This is a genomic window from Pseudarthrobacter sp. NIBRBAC000502771, from assembly GCF_006517215.1.
Classification (GTDB): Bacteria; Actinomycetota; Actinomycetes; order Actinomycetales; family Micrococcaceae; genus Arthrobacter; species Arthrobacter niigatensis.
Window position 1 is genome coordinate 1708349 of the sequence record NZ_CP041187.1, and the last position, 26973, is coordinate 1735321.

Annotated in this window: 26 protein-coding genes; 13 read left to right on the forward strand and 13 right to left on the reverse strand. The window is 67.0% G+C overall.

Going from position 1 to position 26973, the window contains the following annotated elements; translation table 11 throughout:
• Positions 1-34: 34 nt before the first annotated feature.
• From NIBR502771_RS07960 to NIBR502771_RS07970, 3 genes are all read left to right on the forward strand, one after another.
• Positions 35-1405 carry an MFS transporter gene (locus NIBR502771_RS07960; protein ID WP_141159274.1) on the forward strand — a complete coding sequence of 457 codons (1371 nt, stop codon included), beginning with the start codon at positions 35-37 and terminating at the stop codon, positions 1403-1405.
• Positions 1406-1511: 106 nt separating this feature from the next.
• Positions 1512-2768, forward strand: coding sequence for an aminopeptidase P family protein (locus NIBR502771_RS07965; protein ID WP_141159275.1), 1257 nt, complete (start codon positions 1512-1514; stop codon positions 2766-2768).
• 73 nt (positions 2769-2841) lie between these two features.
• Complete coding sequence (locus tag NIBR502771_RS07970) at positions 2842-3678, forward strand: IclR family transcriptional regulator (protein WP_141159276.1); 837 nt, start codon at positions 2842-2844, stop codon at positions 3676-3678.
• A gap of 42 nt (positions 3679-3720) precedes the next feature.
• Here the strand turns inward: NIBR502771_RS07970 and NIBR502771_RS07975 are convergent, their stop codons facing one another.
• Positions 3721-5322: a PucR family transcriptional regulator gene (locus tag NIBR502771_RS07975; protein WP_141159277.1), complete on the reverse strand. Its 1602-nt coding sequence runs from the start codon at positions 5320-5322 to the stop codon at positions 3721-3723.
• A gap of 107 nt (positions 5323-5429) precedes the next feature.
• On the opposite strand from NIBR502771_RS07975, the gene NIBR502771_RS07980 reads away from it, so the two are divergent.
• The 3 genes from NIBR502771_RS07980 to NIBR502771_RS07990 all read left to right on the forward strand — a co-directional run bounded on the left by NIBR502771_RS07980 (position 5430) and on the right by NIBR502771_RS07990 (position 9373).
• A complete protein-coding gene (locus tag NIBR502771_RS07980; RefSeq protein WP_141159278.1) occupies positions 5430-6998 on the forward strand; it encodes a cytosine permease in 1569 nt (522 codons plus the stop codon).
• Positions 6999-7053: 55 nt separating this feature from the next.
• Positions 7054-8001 (forward strand): polysaccharide deacetylase, encoded by a 948-nt coding sequence (locus NIBR502771_RS07985; RefSeq protein ID WP_141159279.1) that lies wholly within the window; start codon positions 7054-7056, stop codon positions 7999-8001.
• 136 nt (positions 8002-8137) lie between these two features.
• The gene (locus NIBR502771_RS07990; RefSeq protein WP_141159280.1) at positions 8138-9373 is read left to right on the forward strand and encodes an amidohydrolase; all 1236 of its coding nucleotides are present in this window, start codon (positions 8138-8140) and stop codon (positions 9371-9373) included.
• Here NIBR502771_RS07990 and NIBR502771_RS07995 read toward each other — a convergent pair.
• Positions 9370-10203 carry a helix-turn-helix transcriptional regulator gene (locus NIBR502771_RS07995; RefSeq protein ID WP_141159281.1) on the reverse strand — a complete coding sequence of 278 codons (834 nt, stop codon included), beginning with the start codon at positions 10201-10203 and terminating at the stop codon, positions 9370-9372. The genes NIBR502771_RS07990 and NIBR502771_RS07995 overlap by 4 nt on opposite strands.
• 85 nt (positions 10204-10288) lie before the next feature.
• Here NIBR502771_RS07995 and ilvD point away from each other — a divergent pair, with 85 nt between their 5' ends.
• From ilvD to NIBR502771_RS08020, 5 genes are all read left to right on the forward strand, one after another.
• Positions 10289-12148, forward strand: coding sequence for a dihydroxy-acid dehydratase (gene ilvD, locus NIBR502771_RS08000; RefSeq protein WP_141159282.1), 1860 nt, complete (start codon positions 10289-10291; stop codon positions 12146-12148).
• A 121-nt stretch (positions 12149-12269) separates the two neighbouring features.
• A complete protein-coding gene (locus tag NIBR502771_RS08005; RefSeq protein ID WP_141159283.1) occupies positions 12270-13088 on the forward strand; it encodes an oxygenase MpaB family protein in 819 nt (272 codons plus the stop codon).
• Positions 13081-13977: a DUF817 domain-containing protein gene (locus NIBR502771_RS08010; protein ID WP_141159284.1), complete on the forward strand. Its 897-nt coding sequence runs from the start codon at positions 13081-13083 to the stop codon at positions 13975-13977. The genes NIBR502771_RS08005 and NIBR502771_RS08010 overlap by 8 nt, the downstream gene beginning before the upstream one ends.
• 69 nt (positions 13978-14046) lie before the next feature.
• Positions 14047-15264, forward strand: a complete 1218-nt coding sequence (locus tag NIBR502771_RS08015) for an MFS transporter (protein ID WP_141159285.1) — start codon at positions 14047-14049, stop codon at positions 15262-15264.
• Between the two features lie 43 nt (positions 15265-15307).
• The gene (locus tag NIBR502771_RS08020; protein ID WP_141159286.1) at positions 15308-15703 is read left to right on the forward strand and encodes a cupin domain-containing protein; all 396 of its coding nucleotides are present in this window, start codon (positions 15308-15310) and stop codon (positions 15701-15703) included.
• Between the two features lie 71 nt (positions 15704-15774).
• Here NIBR502771_RS08020 and NIBR502771_RS08025 read toward each other — a convergent pair whose 3' ends face one another.
• The 6 genes from NIBR502771_RS08025 to NIBR502771_RS08050 all read right to left on the reverse strand — a co-directional run bounded on the left by NIBR502771_RS08025 (position 15775) and on the right by NIBR502771_RS08050 (position 21691).
• Complete coding sequence (locus NIBR502771_RS08025) at positions 15775-16197, reverse strand: universal stress protein (RefSeq protein ID WP_141159287.1); 423 nt, start codon at positions 16195-16197, stop codon at positions 15775-15777.
• 90 nt (positions 16198-16287) lie between these two features.
• Positions 16288-17604 (reverse strand): LLM class flavin-dependent oxidoreductase, encoded by a 1317-nt coding sequence (locus NIBR502771_RS08030; protein ID WP_141161462.1) that lies wholly within the window; start codon positions 17602-17604, stop codon positions 16288-16290.
• A gap of 70 nt (positions 17605-17674) precedes the next feature.
• Positions 17675-18466, reverse strand: coding sequence for an ABC transporter ATP-binding protein (locus NIBR502771_RS08035; RefSeq protein ID WP_141159288.1), 792 nt, complete (start codon positions 18464-18466; stop codon positions 17675-17677).
• Complete coding sequence (locus tag NIBR502771_RS08040) at positions 18442-19296, reverse strand: ABC transporter permease (RefSeq protein WP_141159289.1); 855 nt, start codon at positions 19294-19296, stop codon at positions 18442-18444. The genes NIBR502771_RS08035 and NIBR502771_RS08040 overlap by 25 nt, the downstream gene beginning before the upstream one ends.
• Positions 19293-20408, reverse strand: coding sequence for an ABC transporter substrate-binding protein (locus NIBR502771_RS08045; RefSeq protein ID WP_141159290.1), 1116 nt, complete (start codon positions 20406-20408; stop codon positions 19293-19295). The genes NIBR502771_RS08040 and NIBR502771_RS08045 overlap by 4 nt, the downstream gene beginning before the upstream one ends.
• 389 nt (positions 20409-20797) lie before the next feature.
• On the reverse strand, positions 20798-21691 hold the full coding sequence (locus NIBR502771_RS08050; RefSeq protein ID WP_141159291.1) for a helix-turn-helix transcriptional regulator: 894 nt from the start codon (positions 21689-21691) through the stop codon (positions 20798-20800).
• Positions 21692-21830: 139 nt separating this feature from the next.
• Here NIBR502771_RS08050 and NIBR502771_RS08055 point away from each other — a divergent pair, with 139 nt between their 5' ends.
• Together NIBR502771_RS08055 and NIBR502771_RS08060 are read left to right on the forward strand one after the other, a co-directional pair.
• A complete protein-coding gene (locus NIBR502771_RS08055; RefSeq protein WP_141159292.1) occupies positions 21831-22847 on the forward strand; it encodes a zinc-dependent alcohol dehydrogenase family protein in 1017 nt (338 codons plus the stop codon).
• 144 nt (positions 22848-22991) lie between these two features.
• On the forward strand, positions 22992-24032 hold the full coding sequence (locus NIBR502771_RS08060) for an NAD(P)-dependent alcohol dehydrogenase (protein ID WP_141159293.1): 1041 nt from the start codon (positions 22992-22994) through the stop codon (positions 24030-24032).
• A 15-nt stretch (positions 24033-24047) separates the two neighbouring features.
• Here the strand turns inward: NIBR502771_RS08060 and NIBR502771_RS08065 are convergent, their stop codons facing one another.
• From NIBR502771_RS08065 to NIBR502771_RS08085, 5 genes are all read right to left on the reverse strand, one after another.
• Positions 24048-25085, reverse strand: a complete 1038-nt coding sequence (locus tag NIBR502771_RS08065; protein ID WP_141159294.1) for a nitronate monooxygenase — start codon at positions 25083-25085, stop codon at positions 24048-24050.
• A 169-nt stretch (positions 25086-25254) separates the two neighbouring features.
• Positions 25255-25449 carry a hypothetical protein gene (locus NIBR502771_RS08070; RefSeq protein ID WP_141159295.1) on the reverse strand — a complete coding sequence of 65 codons (195 nt, stop codon included), beginning with the start codon at positions 25447-25449 and terminating at the stop codon, positions 25255-25257.
• Positions 25450-25675: 226 nt separating this feature from the next.
• Positions 25676-26443, reverse strand: coding sequence for a GAF and ANTAR domain-containing protein (locus NIBR502771_RS08075; RefSeq protein WP_141159296.1), 768 nt, complete (start codon positions 26441-26443; stop codon positions 25676-25678).
• Positions 26443-26691 carry a hypothetical protein gene (locus tag NIBR502771_RS08080; protein ID WP_141159297.1) on the reverse strand — a complete coding sequence of 83 codons (249 nt, stop codon included), beginning with the start codon at positions 26689-26691 and terminating at the stop codon, positions 26443-26445. Before NIBR502771_RS08080 ends, NIBR502771_RS08075 begins: the two co-directional genes overlap by 1 nt.
• Complete coding sequence (locus NIBR502771_RS08085; protein ID WP_141159298.1) at positions 26688-26897, reverse strand: hypothetical protein; 210 nt, start codon at positions 26895-26897, stop codon at positions 26688-26690. The genes NIBR502771_RS08080 and NIBR502771_RS08085 overlap by 4 nt, the downstream gene beginning before the upstream one ends.
• Positions 26898-26973: the final 76 nt, after the last annotated feature.

Here is a 26973-nt window from a genome sequence, read left to right on the forward strand (position 1 = left end):
CAAGGAATGCAACTCCAACATCATTGGTGGTTTTATGAGTACCCAACAAAACTCACCCCGGGCAGGAGTGGTTGCCGCTGACGCCAACGCTCCCGCCGGGGCTGGCGGCGGCATGGACAACGCCGTCGCCGGTAAGAGCGTTCGACGCCGGGTGGTCACGGCGAGCTTCATCGGCAACTTTGTCGAGTGGTTCGACTACGCCGTGTACGGCTACCTCGCAGCCGTCATCTCGTCGGTGTTCTTCCCCGAAGCGGACCGGCAGACCGCGCTGCTGGCCACCTTTGCCGTCTTCGCGATCTCCTTCTTCGTCCGTCCCCTGGGCGGCTTCTTCTGGGGCCACATCGGCGACAAGCTGGGCAGGCGCAAGGCACTCTCCCTCTCGATCGTCATCATGTCCGTCTCCACGTTCTGCATCGCCCTCATTCCCGGCTACGGAACCATCGGCATGCTGGCCCCGGTCCTGCTCCTGCTGGTCCGTGTGGTCCAAGGCTTCTCGGCAGCCGGCGAATACGCCGGAGCATCAGCCTTCCTGGTGGAATATGCCCCGGCCAACCGTCGCGGTCTCTATGCCGCCGTCGTGCCTGCCAGCACCGCCGCAGGCTTGCTCCTCGGCTCACTGATCGCGGCGCTCCTCAGCTCGGTACTCAGCACCGACCAACTGCACGAGTGGGGATGGCGGTTGCCGTTCCTGCTGGCCGCCCCGATGGGACTGATCGGGCGCTACATCCGCACCAAGCTGGAGGACACCCCGGCCTTCCGTGCACTGGCCGACCAGGAGGAATCCGCTCCCAAGGCCCCTGCGCTCGACATGTTCCGGACCTACCGCAAACAGCTGGTGATCGCGTGCGGTGCCGTGCTGCTCAACGCCGTCGGTTTCTACGTCATCCTCAGCTACATGCCCACCTACCTGTCTGAGGAACTGGGCTTCGGTCCCACTGAGTCCTTCCTGGCGACAACCATCGCCCTCGCCAGCTACATCGGTTTCATCTTCCTGACCGGTCTCGCCTCGGACCGGTTCGGTCGCAAGCGCATGCTGATCACGGCTTCCGTACTGTTCATGCTCCTGACTGTTCCGGCCTTCATGCTGCTGGACACCGGCAACTTCCTGGTGATTGTCCTGGTCCAGATCCTGCTGGGCGGCATGCTCACCCTGAACGACGGAACGCTGCCCAGCTTCCTGGCTGAACTCTTCCCCACCAAAGTCCGGTACAGCGGCTTCGCCGTCAGCTTCAACCTTTCCAACGCGCTGTTCGGCGGCACTGCACCATTCATGGCCACCCTGCTCATCGGCTTGACGCAGAGCAAGCTGGCACCCGGCTGGTATCTCGTGGCCGCAGCTGCCGTGTCCCTCACGGCCGTGCTGTTTGCCGCCGAAACCTCGCGGAAACCCCTCAAGCACCTCTGACCAACCAAGGGCCCGCAACCCATCCGGGCACACAGACCAACCTCACTACGCACACCAACACCAGCTGCACCAACAGCAGCTGGCACCCACTAGAAAGGCACCACCCGTGACTATCACTGCCGACAACGCCTCCTCCATCGCCGAACTCGAGCGCCTCAAGGTCCTGCACAACGGCACCAAGGGCAAGCTCACGTTCTCCGACGCGGAATTCGAGCGCCGCCTCGGCGGCCTCCGCAAGATCATGGCCGCCAAGGAGCTGGATGCGGTCATCCTCACCAGCTACCACGGCATCAAGTACTACTCCGACTTCCTGTACACCACGTTCGGCCGCAACTACGCCCTGGTCGTCACCGCCGACGACTCGGTCACCGTTACCGCCAACATCGACGCCGGAATGCCGTGGCGCACCTCCTACGGCGAGAACATCGTGTACACCGACTGGCGCCGCGACAACTTCTTCTTCGGCCTCCAGGAAGCCCTGCGCCAGCGCGGCGTCAAAGCCGCGCGGCTGGGTGTCGAGGACGACTTCCTCCCGGGCCTGACCCGCGAGAAGATCGCCGCCGCCTTCCCCGGCGCCCAGCTGCTGGACGTCTCCCAGGACGCCATGCGCCAGCGCATGATCAAGTCCGCCGAGGAAATCGAAGTCATCAAGCACGGTGCCCGCATCGGCGACCTCGGCGGCGAAGCCATCCGCAACGCCATCCGTGAAGGCATCTCCGAGTACGAAGTTGCCCTGATCGGCACCGAAGCCATGGTCCACGAGATCGCCAAGACCTTCCCGGACCGGGAAGTCCGCGACACCTGGGTATGGTTCCAGTCCGGCATCAACACCGACGGCGCCCACAACTGGGCCACCACCCGCAAGCTGCAGCAGGGCGACATCCTCTCGCTCAACTGCTTCCCCATGACCTCCGGTTACTACACCGCCCTGGAGCGCACCCTCTTCCTGGGCCAGCCGGACGAACGCTCCCTGGAGCTGTGGAACATCAACGTCGAGGTCCACAAGCGCGGCCTGGAACTCATCAAGCCCGGCGCCGTGTGCAAGGACATCGCCGCCGAACTGAATGAGATCTACATCAGCAACGGGCTGCTGGCCAACCGCACCTTCGGCTACGGCCACTCCTTCGGCGTCCTCAGCCACTACTACGGCCGCGAAGCCGGCCTGGAGCTGCGCGAGGACATCGATACCGTCCTGGAGCCGGGCATGGTGGTCTCCATGGAGCCCATGATCACCGTGGCTGATGGCCAGCCCGGAGCCGGCGGCTACCGCGAGCACGACATCCTGGTCATCGGCGAGGACAACTCGGTGGAGAACATCACCAAGTTCCCGTTCGGCCCGGAGAAGAACATCATCGAGGCATAACCCACTGAACAGCCGAAGCGGCGCCGTGTTTCACGGCGCCGCTTTCGGCGTCTGCCGCCAACGATAGGGAAAGATGGTCTCCACCATGACTCCTGCACAAACCTCCGACACCAGCGCCAGCGGAGCCGGCACCAATGGCGGGACTGATGCCAAAGGCGCCTCCGTCGTCGTCAACGCCATCGCCGTCCTGCGCACCTTCACCGCCGACGAACCCCTGCTGGGCGTCACCGAAATCGCCAACCGCGTGGGCATGCACAAGAGCAGCGTCTCCCGGATCCTGGCCACGTTCGAGCAGGAAAACCTGGTGGAACGCGACCCGGAAACCAAGCGGTTCAGGTTGGGCCTGGGGCTCATTGCCGTCGCCGGTCCACTGCTGGCCGAGATGGAGGAGCGCCGCGTGGCCTATCCCGTCCTGCGGCAGCTGACCGAGCAGACCGGAGAGACCAGCGCCCTCATGCTCTGGAACGGAGACGAAGCCATCTGCGTGGAGCAGATCGCCAGCCACCACCAGATCAAGCACACCACCCCGCTGGGTGCCCGCTACCGTGACGCCATGAGCGCTTCCGTCCAAGTTTTCCTGTCCACCCTTCCCGGCGAGCGGGTGCGGGAGTTGCTGAAGAGCGGCACCATCACATTCCCGGGGCTGGACGACGACGGCCTGGCGGCCTACGAGGCCCGGCTCCAGGAGGTTGGGCAGCGGGGATGGGCCGGGAACTACGGTGAATCGTCCATGGACGAAGTGGGCGTGGCCGCGCCTGTCCGGGATCACCGCGGCGACGTGGTGGCGGCCGTCCTGATTCCAGCGCCGCGGTTCAGGGTGTCCAAGGAGCAGTTCGAGAGCCTGGGCGAGGCCTGCGTGGCCGCCGCCGCCAAGGTGACCACGCGGCTGGGTGGCCGGCCGGCCAGCTGAGGCGGCCGGCGGGCGCAGTCCATCCCCGGCTCCGGTTTCAGCTCAGGGCAGCCCGGCCATCCGCGCCGCCAGATGCAGGGCCGCCAGCCGCCCGGTGCCTCGCGGATCGCCGCCGCAGAGATCGAAAATCCGCTGCAGCCGGTGGTGCATCGACTGCCGCTCAAGGTGCAGTTCGCGCGCCGACTGCGCGGTGTTGCAGCCGGAGTCCAGCCACACCTGCAGGGTCTCGAGCAGCTGGGACTGGCGCAGCGCATCGTGTTCCAGGACCGCCCGCAACTGCCTGTTGATGAACGCCTCCCGGGATGAGGCATCCAGGCATGTCAGGGCCAGGCTTTCCACGGCGGTGTCCTGGGCGTCCAGCACCACCAGGCCGCGTGCCGGGTGCCGCCTGCGCGCCGATGCGTTCCTGCGCTGGATCTGCCGTACCTCCAGGGCGCGCCGCGCTTCCGCCAGTGACCAGGCCGCCTCCGCCACCCCGCCGGCCAGCGGCCCCACGGCGATCACGGCATCGTGGTCACCCTCCAGGTCCTTCAAGGATTCCAGGAGCTGCCGCCGCTCGCCGGCAGTTTCCGTGCATGGCAGCCCGATCATCACCACCAGTTCGGTGTCGTCCAGGTATGCGGCGCACGGGATCCGCTGCGCGCTTAGGAAATTTTCGACGGCGCCGCGCAGCTCCTGAGGTGCCGCCGCATGGATGGCTGCCACCACGGCGGGGGAGTCCGTGGGGAAACCCGCGCCGGGGGCCAGCTGCTCCAGGCGCCACTCCGGCGCGGCATTGAGCACGGCGCGCATCAGTTCGGCACCTGCCAGGGCATGCAGCCCCGGGGGTGTGTGCTGCAGGAGTGCCAGGCCCAGGATGTCCACGGCCCGCTCTCCGGCCACCTGGGCAAGGGCCGCGTCCGCAGCGCCGGGCACATGTACCTCCAGCCGCCCCATCAGGACCCCGCGCACGGGGATGTCCACGGTGATCACCGTTCCGTCGGCCACCGCGTAGAAGCCGCCGTGCCCGCCCGGTGCGATGCCGTCGTCGTCCTCTGTTCCTTCGCCGGCATCCGCGTCCGCCCCATCGTTCCAGCCGTCCGGGACCGCGCTGCCCATGGTGACGCCCCACGGGGAGGTGAGTTTTACGGCTGACGCGGTGATGCCGGCCAGTACGCCGAGGATCTTGTCCAGTGCCGCTCCGTGGGCAAGTTCGGCGGCCATGGCGCGCGTCGCGGCATCTGCCTGTTGCAGGTGCCCCACGGACTCGCTGACCAGCATAGAATTGATGGCCTGCATGACGCCGACGAACGGGACCACCTTCCGTAGTTCCACCACGGGGAGGCCGTACTCCTCAGCCTTCTGAAGCATGTCGGCAGGGATTTCCGGCAGCGCGCCACCGGTCTCGATGGCCAGGGCTGCGACGCCCCGCTGCGCCAGTTCGCGGACGTAATCCCCGCGTTTGGCCGGGGTGGCGGTGGCCAGGGTGATCCCGCCGCAGAGCAGCAGTTCACCGCCGCGCAGCAGGGGAGCGATGTCCAGCACTTCGCTGGAGTGCACCCAGCGGACCGGCTGCGCGTCGGCCATGACCCCTTCCGGGTGGACCACTGGATCTGCGGCGGCAAGGGCGGGGTGGGCGAGTATTTCGCCGAGAAACACTGACACGACAGTCCGTAACGTAGGAGGAGGATTTGTTCGACACATTGTATCTTGTTGGTTGTGATGAGGGCCACATAGCCTTGTTTGTACTTATTCACCTCACGGAGGCCCCCATGCAAGAAAAGCTTTCAACAGCCACGCACGGCCAACCTGCCCAGGCCACAGAGGACCACAACGCCGTGGACCACGAAGCCTGGCTGCAGCCCATCCCCGAATCAGCACGCACACGCAAGGTATCCGGCCAGTTCTGGATCTGGGCCGGCGCCAACCTGGCACCCATCAACTGGGTGCTGGGGGCACTCGGGATCCAGCTGGGACTCGGGTTGGCGGACACCATCACCGTCCTGGTGCTGGGCAACCTTATCGGCATGCTGCTCTTTGGCTGCTTCGTCCTCCTGGGCCAGAAGACCGGAGCCACCGGCATGGTCCTGGCCCGGGCGGCATTCGGCCGGCGCGGCAACTACCTGCCGGCCGCCATCCAGGCCCTGCTCGTGATCGGCTGGTGCGCAGTGAACACCTGGATCATCCTGGACCTGGTCATGGCACTTTTCGGAACCCTCGGCTGGGTTGACCCGGACGCCCCCAACTATGCCTGGAAGATCGGCGTCGCCACCTTCATCATGGCCCTCCAGGTGGCCATCGCCTGGTTCGGCTACAAGGCGATTGCCGCCTTTGAAAAATGGACCGTACCGCCCACCATCCTCATCCTGGCCGTCATGTCCGCAGTGGCGTGGTTCGGCATGGATATCGACTGGAGCTACGCCGGTCCTGCCGGCGCCGTCCTGGAAGGCTCCGAGCGCATCGCCGCCATGAGCGCCGTCATGACCGCCATCGGCATCGGCTGGGGCATCACCTGGTTCACCTACGCCGCGGACTACTCCCGGTTCGTCAGCACCAGCGTCCCCAAGAAAAAGGTCTACCTCGCTTCGGTACTGGGACAGTTCATCCCCGTAGTGTGGCTCGGTGTCCTGGGCGCAAGCCTCGCCACCAACAGCGGCGAGATCGACCCCGGCAAGCTGATCGTCCTGAACTTCGGCGCCATGGCGCTGCCAGTGCTGCTGATGGTGCTCCACGGACCCATTGCCACCAACATCCTGAACATCTACACGTTCTCAGTGGCCACCCAGGCCCTGGACATCTCCATCAGCCGCCGCAAGCTCAACCTGTTCGTCGGCGTCTTCTCGCTCGCCGCCGTCGTCTTCTTCATCTTCCAGGAGGACTTCGCCGCGGTACTCGACGCCTGGCTGATCGGCCTGGTGGCCTGGGTGGCCGCCTGGGGCGGCATCATGCTGGTGCACTACTTCTGGCTGGAGAAGCGCTGGCCGGGCGGAACCGACAGACTGTTCGACGGCGTCGGCACGAAGCGGCTGCCGGTGGTCAACTTCGCCGGCGTCATCTCCCTCGTGGCCGGGATCTTTGCAACGTGGCTGTTCATGTACGGCCTGATCCCCATCATGCAGGGCCCCATCGCCGTGGCCCTGGGCGGCTGGGACCTGTCCTGGCTGGCCGGCGGCCTGACCAGCGCCGGGGTGTACGCCATCCTCGGCCCGCGCCAGCACATCCGCTACCTCGCCCTCGAGCCGCGCACCACGCAGCAGGCGGAAGCCGCCCCTGACGCCGCAGCCGCTCCGGAAGCAGAGAGCAAAGGCGCGGAAAGCACGCCCGTCCTTCCCGCCCTCTAAGCTCACCATCCCGTAGAACCAGGCGGGCGCCCAGCGCCCGCCGAAAGGATTTCCCGTGAATCAGCCCGCCATAGCGGACCCCCTGCACCCCATCACCTGGCCCGAAGGCTTCAAGGCCGCAGCGTCCTTCACCTTCGATGTGGACGCCGAGTCCTGCACGATCGCCCACGATCCCACCAGCACCCGGCGCATGTCGCTTATGAGCCACCAGTCCTATGGCCCCAAGATCGCGGTTCCGAGGCTGCTCGCCATCCTGGCCCGCCAGGAAATCCAGGCCACCTTCTTCATCCCCGGTTTCACCGCCGAGTCCTACCCCGACGTGGTCCGGCAGATTGTTGACGGCGGCCACGAGGTGGCCCACCACGGCTACCTGCACGAGCCCATGCAGGGCATCGACGCCGCCACCGAGGCCAGCTACATCGACCGCGGCCTGGAGGCGCTGGCCAAAGTCGCAGGTGTCCGGCCCGTGGGCTACCGGGCGCCCTGGTGGGAGCTCAACTGGCACTCGCCGGGCCTCCTGGCGGACCGCGGCTTCCTCTACGATTCGAGCCTGCTCGACGGCGACGCCCCCTACCGCTTCGCCGTCGCCGCGGACGATCCCCGGGACATCGTGGAGATTCCCGTGGACTGGACCCTTGACGACTGGGAGCAGTACGCGTTCTACCCCGGAGTCACCGGCAGCGGCGTGATCGAGAGCCCGGCAAAGGTCCTGGAAATGTGGACGCTCGAAGCCGAAGCCCACCATTCCCAGGGCAGCTGCTTCGTCCTCACCAACCACCCCTTCATTTCCGGCCGCCCCTCCAAGGCCGTCGCCCTGGAGCAGCTGATGGAGCGGGTAAAGGCTATGGACGGCATGTGGGTGGCCACCATGGAGGACATTGCCCGGCACACCAAGGCCACGGTCACCGAGGTCCACACCCACGCACGGGTAGAGGTGCCGGTATTCCCGGGCGCGGGTGCACAGTTCAAGCCGGCCGTCGTGCGGCAGGGGGTGCTGGCCTAGCGTCCGTGGCAAGGGAAGCGGCCGGCAGCGGGATTACCCGCCGCCGGCCGCTTTTTAGTTGCCCATGGACACCATCCACCGGTGCTGCCTAATGTGGCCGGGAGGGCTGGCAGCGCCGGCCGGAAGGAGACTTCACATGGAACTGGCCAAAAACACTGCGGAAGGCATCGGGCAGGAGCTGGACTGGCAGGTCCCGTTCTATGAACAGTTGCACCGGAATCCGGAACTCGGCCTCGCCGAACACCAGACCTCCGCAGCAGTTGCGGAGAAGCTGGCCGCCTGGGGCTTCGATGTCCGGCACTTTGGCGGTACCGGCGTGGCGGGTGTGCTTGCCAACGGGACCGCCCCTGGTGTCCTGGCCCGGGCGGACATGGACGCGCTTCCGGTCACGGAGGCAACAGGCGCGAGCTACGCCTCCGCCAACGTGGGGGTAATGCACGCCTGCGGGCACGACATGCATGTGGTGGCCCTGCTCGGGGCGGCCAAGTACCTCGCCGACCATCGGGATGCCTGGCGGGGCACCTACACCGCCCTCTTCCAGCCGGCGGAGGAAACGGCGGCGGGCTCGCAGGCAATGCTCGACGACGGCCTGGCCGCCGGGATCCCGCGGCCGGACGTGGCGCTGGCCCAGCACGTCATGCCCACCGAGGCGGGAACCATCGGCACTACGCCGGGTCCCATCCTCTCGGCTGGTGATTCAGTCCGCATCACCGTCCACGGCCGGGGCGCCCACGGCTCGATGCCGCACAAGGCGGTTGATCCGGTGGTGCTCGCCGCCTCGATCGTCCTCCGCCTCCAGACCGTCGTGTCCCGAGAAACCATGCCGGGGAAGTTCGCCGTGCTGACCGTCGGCTCCCTGCGGGCGGGCGCCACGGCGAACATCATCCCGGACCGGGCCGAGCTGCTGCTCAACCTCCGCACCTACGACGTGGATTTGCGCGCCGCCATCATGGCTGCGATCGAGCGGATCGTCCGGGGTGAGTGTGCAGCTGCGGGCTCGCCCCAGGAGCCGGAGTTCGAGTATTACGACCAGTACCCGCTGACCAGCAACGATCCGGAAGCCAACGCCCGGGTGGCCGCCGCATTCACGCAGGCCTTCGGCGCGGATGCCGTCTACCAGACTGCCCCGCAGACAGCGTCCGAGGATTTCAGCCGGATCCCCGACGCCTTCGGAATTCCGTACGTGTACTGGGTGGTGGGCTCCGTGCCGCCGGAAACCTACCGGCGGGCGGTGGCGAACGGCACGGTGGACGCCGATATCCCGGCCAACCACTCGCCGTCGTTCCTCCCTGCCGTCGACCCCACCCTCGCCGTGGCAACGCGGGCCCAGGCGGCGGCCGCGCTCGCCTACCTCGCAGTGCCGCCCGGTTAGGCCCCTGCCAGGAGCGACTTCATCTGCGCCGCGGCGCCGCTGCCCGGGACCGGCGTATAAACCACGATGTGCAGGTCCGGCCGGTCCGATGGCGACACCTGGTGGTGTTCCAGCTGGAGCACACCCACGGCGGGGTGGTGGAACAGACGCTCGCGGGACTCGAAACCCACGATGTCGTAAAGGTCCCAGCCCTGCCGGAACTCCGGGCTCGCTTCCTTGAGCCGTTCCACCTGGTACTGGATGTCCGGGTCGCCCAGCCGCTGCCCGGTTTCGGCCCGGAACTCGGCCAGGAACCGCTTGCTGGTGGTCTCCCAGTCCGGCAGGAGGTTCCTGACATACGGGTCGGTGAACACCAGCCACAACAGATTCCGGTCTGCCGCCGGCACCTTGGCGATATTGGGATACAACGCCGCGTAAGCCGTGTTCCACCCGGCCACGCCCCAGTCCGGAAACAACGCGAAGGATGGATTGGGATCGAGGGCGTCCAGGAGGCGCTGGATGTGGGGCGGCGCGGTATCGGCTGCCGGCCCGGCGGGCGCCGCGGTGGCATAGCCGCCCAGCGACAGTACGTAGCCCAGGCCGGTGCTGGACAAATGCAGCGCACGGCTGATGGCCTCCAAAACCTGCCGGGAAGGGCTGATGTCCCGCCCTTGCTCCAGCCACGTGTACCAGGTGACGCTGACGCCGGAAAGGAACGCCACTTCCTCGCGGCGGAGCCCCCGCTCACGGGTGCGGCCGACGGGCGGCAGGCCGTAGTCAGCCCGCAGCGCCTGGTCGCGCCTGGCCCGCAGGAAGAGGCCCAGTTCCTTGCGCCGTCCGGGATTGTTCACTCCCAAATACTATTACTCTGGTACTCCTACTACTAGTAGCAGGGCTGTCTTCCGCCGGGAGCGCCGAACCAGCAGCATGGTAAGCATGCCTGCACTTCGCTCAAAAACAGTCACCCACGGCCGCAACATGGCCGGAGCCCGCGCACTGCTGCGCGCCTCCGGCGTTGCCAACTCCGACATCGGCAAGCCCATCATCGCCGTGGCCAACTCCTTTACCGAGTTCGTCCCCGGCCACACCCACCTGGCCCCGGTGGGCAGGATCGTCTCGGACGCGATCCTGGCCGCCGGCGCCGTGCCGCGCGAGTTCAACACCATCGCCGTGGACGACGGCATCGCCATGGGCCACTCCGGCATGCTCTACTCGCTGCCGTCCCGCGACCTGATCGCCGACTCCGTGGAGTACATGGTCAACGCCCACTGTGCCGACGCCCTGGTGTGCATTTCCAACTGCGACAAGATCACCCCCGGCATGCTCATGGCCGCCCTGCGCCTGAACATCCCGGTGGTCTTCGTCTCCGGCGGCCCCATGGAGGCCGGCCGCGTGACCCTGACCGACGGTTCCGTGCGCTCCCTGGACCTGGTGAACGCGATCGCCGACGCCGTGGACGAGTCCATCTCCGATGCCGACATCAACCTCATCGAAGAGAACGCCTGCCCCACCTGCGGTTCCTGCTCCGGGATGTTCACCGCCAACTCCATGAACTGCCTCACCGAAGCCATCGGCCTGTCGCTGCCGGGCAACGGCTCCGTGCTGGCCACCCACACCGCCCGCAAGGCGCTGTACGAGAAAGCCGGCGCCACCGTCGTCGAGCTCGTGAAGCGCTATTACGACGGCGGCGACGAGTCCGTGCTGCCCCGTTCCATCGCCACTGCCAAGGCTTTCGATAACGCCATGGCGCTGGACATCTCCATGGGCGGCTCCACCAACACCATCCTGCACCTGCTGGCCGCCGCCCAGGAGGCCGGCGTGGACTACGGCCTGGCCGAGATGGATGCCAAGTCCCGCCAGGTGCCCTGCCTGGCCAAGGTGGCCCCGAACGTGGCCAAGGACAAGACCTACTACATGGAGGATGTGCACCGCGCCGGCGGCATCCCCGCCCTGCTGGGCGAGCTGAACCGAGGCGGCCTCCTGCACAAGGACGTCCACTCCGTGCACTCCGCCGACCTGGACGGCTGGCTGGATGACTGGGACATCCGCGGCGGCAAGGCCACCGAGGAAGCCAAGGCGCTGTGGCACGCCGCTCCCGGCGGCGTCCGCTCCTCCACCGCGTTCTCCCAGTCGAATGAGTGGACCTCCCTGGACACCGACGCCGCAGAAGGCTGCATCCGCTCGGTGGAACACGCGTACTCCAAGGACGGCGGCCTGGCCGTGCTCCGCGGCAACGTCGCAGTCGATGGTGCGGTGGTGAAGACCGCCGGCGTGGACGAGTCCATCTGGACCTTCTCCGGGCCGGCCGTGGTGTGCGAGTCGCAGGACGAGGCCGTCGAAAAGATCCTGAACAAGTCCATCAAGGAAGGCGATGTGGTGGTGATCCGCTACGAAGGCCCCAAAGGTGGTCCGGGCATGCAGGAAATGCTGTACCCGACGTCGTTCCTCAAGGGCCGCGGCCTGGGCAAGAAGTGCGCCCTCATCACGGACGGCCGCTTCTCCGGCGGCACCTCCGGCTTGTCCATCGGACACATCTCCCCTGAGGCAGCGTCCGGAGGCGCCATCGCCCTGGTGGAGGACGGCGACATCATCAGCATCAACATCAGCCAGCGCTCGCTGCAGCTGGAGGTATCCGATGAACTCCTGGCCGAGCGCCGCGAGAAGCTGCTGATCAACGGCGGCTACAAGCCCAAGGACCGGGACCGGCAGGTGTCCGCTGCACTGCGCGCATACGCCGCGATGGCCACCTCCGCGGACAAGGGCGCTGTCCGGGACGTGTCCCTGCTGGAGCGGTAAGGTCCGCACCGGCCGGGGGAGGAGGTCGGGTCCTCCGGCCTCCTCCCCCGGCATGCGGCACCCACGACGACGGGCCAAAAGTCCCCGTCCCGCTGCGGCAGCACTCCGGTAGCCTTTTCCCATGGTGCAGGGAACCGCCGATTACCGGGCAGAAGGCATCCTGCTCGCCGGGGCAGGACGGGCCATCCTGCTGCAGCTGGCCAACCCTGCGATCGGCCGTGGGGTGGCGGCGCACAGCACGTTCACCGAACGCCCCGTCAACCGGCTTAAGGGCACGCTCACCTACGTGTACGCCGTGGTGTACGGAACCGAGGAGCAGGTCAAGGAAGTCCGGCGCCGGGTCAACCGTGCCCACGTTCCGGTACGCCGTCCGGAGGATGGGTCGTCCGCAGGCTACAACGCCTTCGACCCGGTACTTCAGCTCTGGGTGGCAGCCACGCTTTACGACACAGCGCTGACCATCATCGAGAAGATTCACGGCCCGCTCGACGACGCTGCCGCCGACGCGATGTACCAGGACTACGCACGGATCGGCACCGCGCTGCAGCTTCCGCCGCACATGTGGCCGAAGGACCGGGCAGCCTTCGGCCGCTACTGGGAAGATCAGGTATCCACCCTCCACGCCGAGGAAGAGGGCGTGCGCGTGGGCCGCGGACTGCTGTTTCCCAAGCACACTGCCCTTTGGTACCGGGCCATCATGCCGTCCGCGCGGTTCCTTACCGCGGGGCTCCTTCCGGAGCAGCTGCGCAAGGACTTTGGGCTCGCCTGGAGCGATCTCCACCAGCGCCGCTACGACCGGACCTGGCGCATCCTTGCGGTGGCCTACCCCATGCTGCCGTTGCGAATCAGGCACTGGTTCAAGGACTACTGCCTGGCCGAACTGGAAAAGGACCTCCGCCGTAGCCCGCAGGCGGCACAACACCAAGGCATCCGTGCGTAGTCCCACACCGTTGGAGCGGCGGATCGATGAACGCGCCCACCGCTTCCTGGCCACGGCCCCCGCCAATGGCGCCAGGGCCAAACTCACTGAATTCATTGTTTTCGGACTCAAACAGGGCTGGGCCTGCATTTTCGGCGCCGCACTCCTGGCCGTGCTGATGGCGGCCAGGCTCTGGTACCCGGACGGTACAGGGCTGGCACGCAACGACTTCCTGACCGTCGCCGCCGTCGTGATCCAAATCCTGATGGTGGCGTTCAAGCTGGAAACGCTGCGGGAACTGCGGGTGATCGTCCTGTTCCACCTGGTGGGCACGGTGATGGAGCTGTTCAAAACCGATATGGGTTCGTGGTCCTACGGGGCCGAAGGCGTCCTGCGCATCGGGGCCGTGCCGCTCTTCAGCGGATTCATGTATGCCGCCGTGGGCTCGTACATGGTGCGCGTCTACCGGCTGTTCGACCTTCGCTTCGCTGCCTACCCGCGCCGCTGGCTCACCGCGGTCCTCGCCGCCGCCATCTACGCCAACTTCTTCACCCACCACTACTTGTGGGACCTTCGCTGGGTGCTGCTCGCCGCCGTCGTGCTCATCTTCGGCCGGTGCGTGATGCACTTCCGCGTCTTCCGGCGGGAGTTCCGCATGCCACTGGTGGTGTCCTTCCTGCTGGTGGCGCTGTTCATCTGGCTGGCCGAGAACATCGCCACGTGGTCCGGCGCGTGGCTCTACCCCAGCCAGGTGGACGGCTGGCACCCGGTGGGCCTGGAAAAACTCGTGGCCTGGTTCCTGCTGATGATCATTTCCGTGGTGCTGGTGGCCTGGGTCTACAAGCCGCGGCCGCCGGAACCGGAGAACGCCCCACGCCGGGAGGTCCGGCGCCCCGCTGGGCTGCGCTAAAGGGGTACTGGCAAAACCCGGTTCAGCAGGGCCCTCGCTAGGGCTTGGACGGCACGGTTTGATGGACCCATGGCCCCCGAAAAACTTCTCACCAGTACCAGCGCGCCCCAAAAACCCCGCGCGCAGCAGCCCGCGCACTGGGGCGGCGTCTTCGCCATGTCCCTGTGCGTCTTCGCGCTGATCGCGTCCGAGTTCATGCCGGTCAGCCTGCTGACCCCCATGGCCGCCGAACTCCAGGTCTCCGAGGGAATGGTGGGCCAGGGCATTGCCATCTCCGGGCTCTTTGCCGTCCTCACCAGCCTGTCCGTATCCACGCTGGCCGGCAACCTGAACCGCAAGCCGCTCCTTTTGGGCCTGACCACCTTGATGGCGGTCTCCGGAGCCCTGGTGGCGATGGCCCCGGGATACCTGCTCTTCATGGTTGGCCGCGCCCTCATTGGCGTGGTGATCGGCGGATTCTGGTCCATGTCTGCGGCAACCGCCATGCGGCTGGTGCCCGCCCACCAAGTGCCGCGTGCCCTGGCGATCTTCAACGGGGGCAACGCCCTGGCCACCGTCCTGGCTGCGCCCCTGGGCAGCTACCTGGGTTCGGTCATCGGCTGGCGTGGAGCGTTCTTCTGCCTGGTTCCGGTGGCGGTGCTCGCCCTGGCCTGGCAATGGATCAGCCTTCCGTCAATGAAGGCCGGGACGCGGGCCACGGGCACGGTTTTTGGGATTTTCGCCGCATTCAAGAGCCGCACCGTCGCCTGGGGGATGGCCGCCTGCGGGTCCTTCTTCATGGGGCAGTTCGTCCTGTTCACCTACATCCGTCCCTTCCTGGAGACGGTGACCCGCGTGGACGTGGCCACGATATCCCTGGTGCTGCTGGTAATCGGTGTGGCGGGCTTTGCCGGCACCATGCTCATTGGCCGCTTCCTGGGCAAGGGCCTGTACCGGACCTTGGCAGCCATTCCGGCCCTCATGGCCGTCATAGCGGCGGCCCTCGTTCCGTCCGGCGGCTGGTTTGCCGCCGTCGTGGTCCTCCTGGCTTTCTGGGGACTGATGTCCACGTCCGCCCCGGTGGGCTGGTGGAGCTGGATCGCCGAGGCCATGCCGCACGACGCCGAGGCCGGCGGAGGCCTGATGGTGGCCGTGGTCCAGACCTCGATCGCGGTCGGCTCAACGTTGGGCGGCGTGCTTTTCGACTCCGCCGGCTATGGCGGGGCTTTCCTGGCGGCCGCAGCCATCCTTGCGGTTTCGTCGGTCCTCGCGTACCTGACTGCCAGGGTCACGGGCCGGACCGCCTGACCGTCTGAAGATTTCAATCCAGCCCACCCAACAGGAGGAGAACATGAAGTACACCAAGAGCGGCGGCCAGACGGCGGCCGGCCCGAAGGAATGGTTCACCGGGACCGTGCAGATCGACGGGATCCGGAATCCTGACGAACAGTCAGCCATCGGTTGCGCGCACGTCCGGTTCGCCCCCGGTGCCCGGACCGCGTGGCACCACCACCCCAAGGGCCAGACCCTCTATGTCACCGACGGCGTGGGGCTGGTAGCGCGCCGGGGCGGGGAGATCCAGGAAATCCGTCCCGGTGACGTGGTCTACATCGAACCCGGGGAAGAACACTGGCACGGGGCAACCCCGGAGCGCTTCATGGCGCACGTCGCCATGCAGGAAGCGGATGCTGAGGGGCAGGTCGTCACCTGGCTCGATCACGTCACTGACGAGGAATACAGCGCCTGACCACACAAAAAGGAGGGCGGACGACGGCGGGAAGGTCCGCCGTCGTCCGCCCTCCTTGTGCGTGAGGCAGGTCAGTCCTCGTACGTGTTCGCGATGTAGACATCGCACGGGGCGTTGTGCGCCACGCTGTTGGCGACGCTGCCCAGCAGCCGGCCAATCCCGCGCATCCTGCGGTTGCCCACCACGATCACCCGGGCGTCCAGGCGGATGGCTTCCTTGATCAGCGAATCCGCCGGCTTGCCACGGGCTGCGAAGTGGGTGATTTCCACTCCCGGCCGGGATGCGCCCAGGGACTTCGCCACGATCTCGGAGCTGTCGGCGTTGGAAATCCTCACCTTGTCCGAGCCCACCCCAAAGGTTTCGGCGGTCTCCATCTCGAAGGCGGTCACTATGTGCAGTGAGGCCCCCAGCGACCCGGCCAGGTCCAGCGCGACTTCCGCTGCCTTCCGCGCGGACGGGCTGGCGTCCACCCCTACAACCACTACATTGGCCATTCACTCGCTCCTTCGTATAGTCCTGGCATTCAAATCCATCTGCCAGTTTAGGGACTACCCGCGTGGAGTACGGGTATCACGGCCTTTGGTTTAACCAATCCCAGCCAGCCCGGGTACGGCAGCATCCGCATACCTGTTGCCGGGCCGGGCCAACCCGTAGTGCTCCCGCAGCGTCTTTCCGGCGTACTCCGTCCGGAAAAGCCCGCGTTCCTGGAGGATCGGCACCACCTGGTCCACGAACGCCTCCAACCCGGAGGGAAGCACCGGCGGCATGATGTTGAAGCCGTCCGCGGCCCCGCCGTCGAACCATTCCTGGATGGCGTCGGCCACCTGTACCGGCGTGCCGGTGAAGGTGCGGTGCCCGCGGCCGCCGCCCAGGCGGCCGATCAGCTGCCGCACGGTGAGCTGCTCCCGGCGCGCCAGCTGGACGATCAGGGTGTAGCGGCTCTTTGCCCCCTCGATCTCATCCTCGCTGGGCAGGTTGTCCGGCAGCTGCCGGTCCAGCGGCAGGTCCTCCGGGTCCACTCGCAGGGTCCTGGCCAGTTGGATCCGGGCGTACTCGGGCTTGATCAGCCGGTCGAGTTCGCGTTCCAGTTCCAGGGCTTCCTCCTCGGTGGCACCGATGACCGGGACAATGCCCGGGAGGATCTTGATGGATTCCGGATCGCGGCCGGCGGCAGTGGTGCGGGACTTCAAGTCGCGGTAGAACTCCTGCGCGTCGGCCAGGGTCTGGTGCGCGGTGAAGACGGCGTCGGCGTACTTCGCGGCCAGGCCCTTGCCGTCCTCGGACGAACCTGCCTGGACGATCAGGGGGTGTCCCTGGGGTGACCGCGGAACATTGAGCGGCCCGCGGACCTTGAAATGCTTGCCTTCGTGGTCGACGGTGCGGATCCTGTCCGCATCGCCCCACACGCCCTCCGCCTTGTCCGCGAGGACGGCGTCTTCCTGCCAGCTGTCCCAGAGCTTCTGCGCCACCTCGATGAACTCGGCGGCGCGTTCGTACCGGACGGCGTGGGCGGGCTGGTCGTCCACGCCGAAGTTGCGCGCCGCGTCCGGGCCTGCCGTGGTCACCACATTCCAGCCGGCCCGTCCGCCGCTGGCCCAGTCGACGGACGCGAAGCGGCGGGCCAGGTTGAACGGTTCATTGTAGGTGGTGGAAGCGGTGGCGATCAGCCCGATCCGCTCGGTGGCGCCGGCGATGGCCGTGAGCAGCACGGTGGGCTCCAGCTTCCCGGCAGGACGGCGCCCCACCTCGCCGAACAGGACAGGGGAGTCGGCGAAGAAAATGGAGTCCAGCTTGCCGCGCTCTGCAGTGCGGGCGAGCTGCTGGTAATGCTCCACCTTGGTTCCCGCATGGGGATCGCTTTCCGGCAGCCGCCATGAGGCCTCGTGGTGGCCGGTGCTCATGAGGAAGGCGTTGAGGTGGAGTTGGCGCAGGGATGGGTTCTGGGTAGTCAAGGGTTTGCTCCTTTGGAGGTTAGCGGCCGACGGCGGCCGGTTCAGGTGTGTGCACGGGTTCGACGCCCAGCGCCGTGAGGAGGTCGCGGCGCAGGGCTTCGTGCCCCGCGGCATCGGCGGAAGATCGGATTGCGGGTGCCACCGGGCGGACGGTGGCGATGCGGCCGCGGTCCAGGACCACGATCCGGTCGGCCAGTGCGATGGCCTCGTCCACGTCGTGGGTGACCAGCAGGACGGCTGGCCGGTGGGCCGCCACCAGGTCCTGGAGGAGCCCGTGCATCCTGATCCGGGTCAGGGCGTCCAGCGCGCCGAACGGCTCGTCGGCCAGCAGCAGCTGCGGTTCCCGGACCAGGGACCGCGCCAGCGCCACGCGTTGCTGCTCACCGCCGGAAAGCTGGTGCGGCCAAGCTTTTTCACGTCCGGCGAGTCCCACTTCGGCAAGCGCCTTGCGGGCCCGGGCATCGGCGTCGTGCTCCCGGACGCCCAGCGTGACGTTGCCCAGCACGGTGTCCCACGGCAGCAGCCGGGAATCCTGGAAGACCACGGACACGCGGTCCGGGACGCTGATCACGCCGCTGCCGCGGACCTCGTGGTCCAGGCCGGCCAGGGCACGCAGCAGGGTGCTCTTCCCGCAGCCGCTGGGTCCCAGCAGGGCCACGAATTCGCCGGGCGCGATGTCCAGGTCCACACCGTCCAGGACACTCTTGGTACCGAAGCTGCGGATGAGCCCGCGGACTGAAACAGCGGCGCCGGACTTGGTGCCGGCGGGGGAGGGGGCGACGGCGGTCAGCCCGCCAGGGTGCGCTGCCATGAGAGGGCCTTTCGTTCGATGAAACGGACAATTCCGTCGGAGAGGAGGCCAAGGATGCCGTAGACGGCCAGGCCCAGGATGATGATGTTGGTCTGGCCGTAGGTGCGGGCGAGCTCCATCATGTAGCCGATCCCGCTGGTGGCGTTGATCTGTTCCACCACCACCAGGGACACCCAGGCGCCGGTCACCGCGAAGCGCAGGCCCAGGAAGAAGCCGGGCAGGGCGCCGGGGAGGACCACCTTGCGGATGAAGCCGGCCCGGCCCAGGCCCACCGTCCGGGCAAGTTCGACGAACCGCAGGTCGATGCCGCGCAGCCCGGCATGGGTCTGCAGGTAGACGGGGACAAAGACGCCCAGGGTGATGGTGAGGACCTTCATGGTCTCGTCGATGCCGAACCACAGGATGAGCAGCGGGATCAGGGCCAGGCCGGGGATAGCGCGCTTGATCTGCACCGGACCGTCAATCAGTGCTTCACCGATCCGGCTCAGCCCGGACAGCAGGGCCAGCACCGCTCCCACCAGGATGCCGAAGAACATTCCCAGGCCGGCGCGCTGGGCGGAGATCGCCAGGTTCTCCTGGAGCCGGCCGTCGGCGATGAGCTCACCGGCGGTGGCCACGACGGTCCAGGGTTCGGAGAGGATGCGCGGATCCAGCGCCCCGGTGGCGGACGCGGCTGTCCACAGCAGCAGCAAAGCGGACGGACCCACCCAGGCGAGCCGCCGTCGTCGTCCGGGCCCCAGCCTCCTGCCCGCGGGCCGCACGTCCGGACGGCCAGCCTGCGCCGGGTCCTGGTGGGGTGCGACGACGGGACGGTCCAGTACGGCGCTCATGCCGCGCCAACCTTGGCGGCGGAGGCGAACGCCGTGCCGGCGATGGCCTCGAAGCGGGTGTCGTAGAGGTCCGCGGCCTTCAACTGCGGTTTCTTCTGCTCGCGGGACAGCAGGTCGATCGTTTCCTGGTGCCGTGCGATCGCGTCGGTCCACGTGGTGGGCAGGTCGCGTTTGCCGGTGGCGTCGATCAGGTACTGGCCGTCCTCGCGGGACAGGCCCTGGTCCTTGACGTAGTAGCCCTCCAGCCACTCGGCCGGGTGGTCCTCGATCCAGCGCTGCGCCTTGCCCCAGACCTTTGCGTAGGCGGCAAGGGCGGCGGCCTTGGCGGGATCAGCCAGGACTTTGGCGGGGGAGTAGAGGAGGCTGGGATCATCGCGCAGCCCGTGGCGGATGGTGGTGGCGCCGTCGGCCTTGTACTTGGCCAGGTAGCGCTTGATCTGGACGCCGCCCAGGGGAGCCGCGTCCACCTGCTTGCTGGCCAGCGCGGTGGCGTAGGCGTCCCCGGTACTGGGGAGCTCCACGAGCTTGACGTCGTCCTGCTTGAGGCCGGCCTCGTCCAGGATCCGCAGCACCAGGGCGCCCTGCGCCTGGCCCGGGGAGTAGGCCACTTTCTTCCCGCGCAGCTCTTCGAGCTTGCCGATGCCGGCTCCCGGTGCCACACCGAGCTCGTAGATGGGGTGGTTCACCGCGTCCTGCCGGTAGCCGGCGGCGATGATGCGGACGTCCAGCCCGGTCCAGGTGGCGTGGATGGGAGGAATGTCGGCCACGGACCCGACGTCCAGGGCGTTGGCGCGGAAGGCCTCGGTGGTCTGGGGGCCGCCGGAGATGTTGGCGAACTCCACAGTGAAGCCGTCCAGGTCCTTGACCAGTCCGGACAGTTCCAGCGCCACTTTGATGCTGGGATCGCCCACCTTAATGGAGGTGCCGGCAGGCACCGAGGCCGCCAGCGGTTCAAGGGCGCCCTGGCTGATGCGTTCGGCGCCCGCGGTGGCGGTACCGCCGCAGGCGGACAGCAGGCCGACGGCGGGAACAGCCAGGAGTGCGCCCAGCGCACGGCGCCGGCTAAAGGCAGCACGATGGCTCGTTTGGGGTGGGGGTGCTGGGAAGGTCATGGTGTTCCTTTCGAGGAGGATCCGGGTACGACGACGGCACCCGGGGTGTGTGCCCGGGCGGGCGTGAAGGGGTGGTTGGTCCGCCCAAACGGCGGGATCAGGGTGCTGCGGGATGATGCGTACTGGCGGGACTGTGGGGTGGTGCCTGCGGCGTGGCCGGTGCCGTGGAAACACCTAAACACGGCTCGCGGTGCGTTGGCCACCGGTATGAAACGCGCGCTAAACCCTGCGCAACGGCGCTACTTATGGCGCCATCCTGGAGACAAAGCAGGCAACGCGGCGCCACGAACCGAAACCTGGGTTAAGGGGACTGCAACGCCGCTTCATGTACGGACTCCACTGGCTCATCGGCTGCGAGCCCGGCCGGCTCCCAGGACAGGGCAGCCTTCTTAGCTGCCGACCTTTGCCTGCGCCGTTTCCACGATGTTCTCGGTGACCGCCCAGGAGGCGAGGAGCTTGAGGGCTTCCGCCGACGTGCTGCCGGGCGTAGCCGGATAGACCGTAAGGGTGTGCCCCGGATCTTCTTCGAGCCCAAGCACCTGGTAGTTCAGCTCAAGGAGCCCCACCACGGGATGCTGGAAGAACTTGGTGCCCGCGTAGTGGCGGCGGACGTTGTGGGCCGCCCAGAGCGTGCGGAACACGTCGCTGCGCATGGAGAGTTCACCGATGAGTTCGGCGATGCCCTTGTCATGGGGGTTGCGGCCGGCCTCCCGGCGGAGGATGGCTACGTTGGTGTGGGCAGCCCGGTCCCAGTCCGTGTAGAAGTTGTGGGCGCGGGGGTCGAGGAAAATGAACCGCGAGTGGTTGGCCGGCCGTGACGGGTTGCGGTACATGTCCGAATACAGCGCATAACCCAGCGTGTTGGCGGCAACGATGTCCAGGCGGTTGTTGCCAATGAAGGCCGGCGCTTCCGTGATGGCGTCCAGCAGGTACTGCAGTTCGGGCCGGACCTTCGACGGCGCGGAACCTCCGGCGCCTGCGGCACGCTTGCGGCCCGACGTGTTGGCCGCCCGGGCGAGGTCGTAGAGGTGGTCATGCTCGGCGCGGTCCAGTTCAAGGGCACCGGCGATGGCGTCCAGGACGCTGTCCGAAACACCGTGGAGGTTTCCCCGTTCCAGCCGCGTGTAGTAGTCCACGCTGACGCCTGCCAGCCGGGCCACTTCCTCGCGGCGCAGCCCCGGCACGCGCCGGCGGCCGCCGTAGGGTTCGATGCCTGCCTGCTCCGGGGTGATCCGTCCACGGCGTGAGGAGAGGAACTGCCGGACCTCGGCTCGGTTATCCATAGGGAACACGTTACGACGAATGGCGGGACCGTAAGGAGGTTCTGCCAGAACCAGTTACAGCAGGACCCTCGCTTTGAATGCCGGGGCCGGGTTTGATGGAGATGTCCCGTTCAGCCGTTTCATTCTTGGAAGGACCAGCATGCGCGCAACCATCATGCACGCGCCCGGAGACGTCCGCGTCGAGGATCGTGACAAGCCCACCATCCAGAAGCCGACGGACGCAGTTATCAAACTCGCGGCCGCCTGTGTGTGCGGGTCCGACCTCTGGCCCTACCGCGGCGCCGACAAAATCTCCAGGCCCGTTCCCATGGGCCACGAGTACGTGGGGATCGTCGAGGAAGTCGGAGCCGACGTGAAGAACGTTACGCCCGGCCAGTTCGTCGTGGGGTCCTTCATCGCATCGGACAACACCTGCGAGATCTGCCGTTCCGGCTACCAGAGCGGGTGCGTCCACCGCCAGGGCGTCAGCGGTTCCCAGGCGGAGTACCTCCGCGTCCCGCTGGCGGATGGCACGTTGGTGGCCACGACCGGCATACCCGACGCCGACAAGGTTCCGTCGCTGCTGGCCGCCTCCGATGTCCTGGGCACGGGATGGTTTGCCGCGAAGGCGGCCCAGGTGGGCCCCGGGAAGACAGTGGCAGTGGTGGGCGACGGCGCCGTCGGACTTTTGGGGGTCCTGGCAGCCAGGCAAATGGGCGCCGAGCGGATCATCGCCATGTCGCGCCACACGGACCGGCAGGCACTGGCGCGCGAGTTTGGTGCCACCGATATTGTGGTGGAGCGCGGTGACGCGGGCGTGAAGAAGATCAAGGAACTTACCGGCGGCCTCGGCGCGCATTCCGTCCTCGAAGCCGTGGGAACACAGGAGTCGATGCTGCAGGCCATCCACGCCACACGGGCCGGCGGGCATGTGGGTTTCGTGGGCGTCTCCCATGACGTCTCGCTGCCCGGCCGCGACCTGTTCTCCTCGCACGTCCACCTGCACGGCGGCCCCGCCCCGGTGCGGCAATATCTGCCGGACCTGATCGACCTGATCCTCCGCGGCGACATTAACCCCGGCAAAGTGTTCGACCTCGAACTGCCGCTGGAACAGGCTGCGGAGGCGTACAAGGCCATGGACGAACGCCGCGCCATCAAGGTGCTCCTCCGCCCGTGACCAGGTTCCGTCCAGGAACATCGCCAAGGGTAGGACTCCCAAGACCAGTTTCAGCAGGGCCACGCTGGCCCGTCCTTTTCCGGGGTTTGCTCCGAACAACCCCGGTAGCATCGTGAATATCCCCCAACAGATCACAGGAGAACCATGACTACCGTCAAGGCTTATGCATCCCCGTCCGCCACGGAGGACCTGGTGGCAACCACCATCGAGCGCCGCGAAGTGGGTCCCCACGACGTCCTGATCGACATCAAGTTCGCCGGCATCTGCCACTCGGACATCCACACTGTCCGCGGTGACTGGGGCCCGCAGCAGTACCCGCTGGTTCCCGGCCACGAGATCGCCGGCATTGTCACCGAGGTAGGTTCCGCCGTCACCAAGCACGCAGTGGGCGACCGTGTTGGCGTTGGCTGCATGGTCAACTCCTGCCAGGAGTGCGTCAACTGCCAGAAGGGCGAGGAGCAGTACTGCCTCAAGGGCAACATCGGCACCTACGGCGCTGTTGACCGGGACGGCACCATCACCCAGGGCGGTTACTCCACCCACGTTGTGGTGACCGAAGACTTCGTTGTCACCATCCCCGAGGGCATCGACCTGGACGTCGCCGCACCGCTGCTGTGCGCGGGCATCACCACCTACTCACCGCTGCGGCACTGGGGCGCAGGGCCCGGCAAGAACGTCGCAGTGGTCGGCCTTGGCGGCCTGGGCCACATGGCCGTCAAGCAGGCCCACGCCATGGGCGCCGAAGTAACCGTGCTGTCCCAGTCGCTGAAGAAGCAGGAGGACGGCCTGAAGCTCGGCGCCGACCACTACTACGCCACCAGCGACGAGAACACCTTCGCCGATCTCGCCGGCTCGTTCGACCTGATCATCAACACGGTCAGCGCCTCGATCGACATCAGCGCCTACCTGGGCCTGCTGAAGCTCGATGGCGCCCTGGTCAACGTCGGCGCCCCCGCGGAACCGCTTCCCGTCAATGCCTTCGCGCTGATCGGCGGACGCCGTTCCTTTGCCGGATCCATGATCGGCGGCATCCGCGAGACCCAGGAAATGCTCAACTTCTGCGCCGAGCACGGCCTGGGCGCTGAGATCGAGGTCATCCCGGCTGAGAAGATCAACGACGCCTACGAACGCGTGCTGGCATCGGATGTCAGGTACCGCTTCGTAATCGACACCGCCACCCTCTAAGGCACGGGCGATCCCCTAAGGCTGAAGGCTCCGCAGTATGGATACTGCGGGGCCTTCCACCGTGTTCCGGTAGTTGATGCCCGCCCATAGGTTCAGCCAGTCAGGCTCTCCGGCTGCCGCCGCGGCGGCCCGCAAGGGCGTAGTGAGATGGTGGATTTCCGGGTAGCCGTAGGGCGCCTCGCCGTCATGGCGGCGCATGAACTCGTTGTCCAGGCCCCTGGCATTGCGGCCCGAGAAAGCCCGGGTGACGGCCGTGGTGGTGAAACGGTCCGGTGCTGCCAACGCGGCCCGGTGCGCGGCCTTGGTGCCTGCTTCGTCCGCGCAGAGGAACGCAGTTCCTGCCTGGACTGCCACCGCACCGAGGGCCAGCGTGGCACGGGTGTGATCCGCCGTGGCAATACCGCCCGCTGCCACCAGGGGCACCTCCAGGTCGGCGAGTTCGCCAAGGATCCCGTGGAGGGGCACCAGGGGAGGAGGCGCATCCGCTTTGAACGTGCCCCGGTGGCCGCCGGCTTCGGGGCCCTGGACACAGAGGGCGTCGGCGCCGGCGGCGAGCGCCTGCAGCGCTTCGCCGCGTGCAGTGACGGTGGCGATCACATAAATCCCTCGCTGGTGGAGGGCTTCCACCACGCTGGCTTCGGGGAAGTCGAAGGTGAACGACGCGACCGCGGGCGCAAGGTCCAGCAGTGCTTCGAGCTTTGGTTCCCAGCCGTCGTCGTCATGCCTCGGCTCGCCCAAGGCCACCCCGAAGCGTTCGGCATCCGGGGCCAGCGCGCCGGCGTATTGCTGCAGGGCGGAAGGGCTGACGACCGATGCCTGGGGCACGAACAGGTTCACGCCGAAGGGCTTGTCCGTCTGTTCCCTCACAGCCGCGATCTCGGCCCGCATGGCCGCGGCGGTTTTGTAGCCCGCCGCTACGAAGCCCAGTCCGCCGCCTGCGCTCACCGCCGCGGCCAGTTGCGGGGTGGAAGGTCCGCCGGCCATCGGTGCCTGGATGACGGGGAGCTCCAGCGATTCGAACTTGAACCGTGCGTGCCTCTGCTGCGTTGCCATGAGCCCTTCCCGTCGTTTGGGTATCCCTGACGAATGCTACGCCGGCCTGCAGGGGTAGTTGGGACGGGAGCAGGTGCGGTCGTGCCGCACGATTGACTGGACGAAAAAGGGGCGCGGACGACGCCGGGTAAGTCCCGCCGTCGTCCACGCCCCTTTGGTGGTGGGCCGCTTAGAGGGCCAGTGCCGGCTCGTTCCCGCGCACGCTCAGCGTGAAGGTGTTGGGTCCGCTGCAGGTGACGGCGATGCGGCAGGTGGTGGTGTTGTGGCGCGCGGAGAGGTCGGAGACCGCGGAGTCGAGGGTCTCGTGGAGGGAAGCCCGGTCCCAGATCTTCAGCGTCACGGATTCGGCAGTGTTAAACGTCATTGTTCAGTACTTTCCTGTGTCAAGCCGGCGCAGCGTCCGGCAGTGGCCTGTCCGCGCTCGGAGGGTCGGTGGCCTGCGCTCACCGGTGGGCCTCTTTGCGTCACCAGGATGTCAAGGGCGGATGGTCCGGCCCTGCCTATCCATAGTGCCCGTGGCTGCTCAACCGACTCAACCAAATCGCGCATTTATTGCGAGTGAATCTCATCACGTGTGATGCACAGCACAGCTACTCGTCAAAGTAGGCAGTGATCTTCTGCTCGCCCGAAATCGAGGTGATGACGGTTCCTGCAACCTCGCGGAGCTTGATGTTGCGGGTGTTCGACGCGCGGGTAAGAATGCTGAAGGCCGTCTCCCGGTCGCACCGGTTCTGGGCCATGACCGCCCCCACGGCCATGTCGATCACGGTGCGTGAGTGCATGGCGGCGGCCAGGTCATCCCTGGCTCCGCTGAGCTGGGATATCCGCAGGATCAGCCTCAGCGAACTGGCGGCCTGGGCTGCGAACGCCTCAACGGTGGCGATGTCCTCGGCGGAAAACCCGTTGCTCCTGCCCGAGTAGAGATTCAATACCGCCTCCGCGTCGCCCGCAAGATCCAGCGGGACGGCGAGGATGGAGGAGACGCCGTGCCGGGCTGCGGCCCGGGCGTAGGGTCCCCAGCGGGTTTCGGCGGCAAGCTCCGGCACCAGGAGGGTGGTTCCCTGCCCGAGCGCCGTAAGGCAGGGGCCCTGGCCAAATCCGTTCTGCAGTTCGTCAAGGGCCTTTGCCGCAGCATCGCTTGCTGCTACGGCCTTGGGTCTTTTGTGCCTCATTACGGTGACGCCGCTGTGGATGGAGTTGCCCGCGGTGGACAGCCGCGAACTGGCCAGGATTGCCAGTTCGGTGAGGAAACCCTTGATGTCCGGGCTTTCCAGCACCAGCTGCTGCAGGGACTGTTTCACATCTTCCAGGGGCTGCCCGTCGGGTTCCTGGAACGGCTGCCCTTCGCCGGGGGTCATTAATCCTCGTCCTCGGACAATTCCCTCATGGCCGTCGCAATCAGGCCCACCTGGGCAGCTGGAAGATGGAGCGCTTCGTTGAGGTAGGCGTCAAGCGACATCTCGTCGGCGTCGCCGCCAAGGCCGTAGTAGTAAGTCCACAGTTTTATCATCGGGACCTGGGTGTTGCGGAACCGCCGGGCCACGTCCTTCCGCTGCCGGTCGGCCTCCAGCAGTTTGTCGGGGCCGCCGGTCCAGTCGGCGTTCATCCGCGCGGTCCAACCGGCGGTGCGGACAATTCCCCGCTGTCCAGGGTGCTGGCATCCGTACGGAGCCGCGAAGCAGAGCTGGTGCCCAGCGCGAGGAGGAACCCAGGGATTCCGGGGCATTCCCGCAGCAGGTCCTGGTATTCGTCTGCGGCGGCCAGAGCGTTTTTCCCGGCCATCGGGCCTCGATCCATAGTTGCGCCAGTCATTGCCTGTCCTGGCTGGCGGCCGCCGCTCTTCGCACGGTGGGCCCGTTTATTCAACTTCCGGATAGTGACACCATCC